Source organism: Herbaspirillum sp. UBA812 (assembly GCF_002296545.1).
In the GTDB taxonomy this organism is placed as follows: domain Bacteria; phylum Pseudomonadota; class Gammaproteobacteria; order Burkholderiales; family Burkholderiaceae_D; genus Herbaspirillum; species Herbaspirillum huttiense.
On record NZ_DBIC01000233.1, the window covers coordinates 1 to 359 of the forward strand.

1 pseudogene is annotated in these 359 nt (G+C 64.3%); it reads right to left on the reverse strand.

Features of this window, described 5'->3' with window-relative positions:
* Positions 1–39 precede the first annotated feature (39 nt).
* Positions 40–359, reverse strand: a pseudogene (locus B3873_RS15165) (ABC transporter ATP-binding protein); the annotation flags it as partial.

Genomic DNA, 359 nt, shown 5'->3' on the forward strand with positions numbered 1-359 from the left:
TCAGCACTTCGGCGAAGAACACCCAATCGAAGTCAGCCATCACGCGGCCTCCTGCGTGGTGTGATGCCCAGGCTGGGCGACGCCCAGATAGGCCTCGATCACGGCGGCATCCTGGCGCACCTCGGCCGGTGCGCCATCGGCAATCTTGCTGCCATGCTGCAGCACCACCACGCGGTTGGAGAGTCCGAAGACCAGCCCGATGTCATGTTCGATCAGCAGAATGGCGGTTCCGAACTGATCGCGCGCGGCGCGCACGAAATGCGTCATCTCGCTTTTTTCGGTGACGGTCATGCCGGCCATCGGCTCATCCAGCAACAGCAGCCGGGGCTGCGCTACCAGTGCGCGCGCCAGTTCCACGC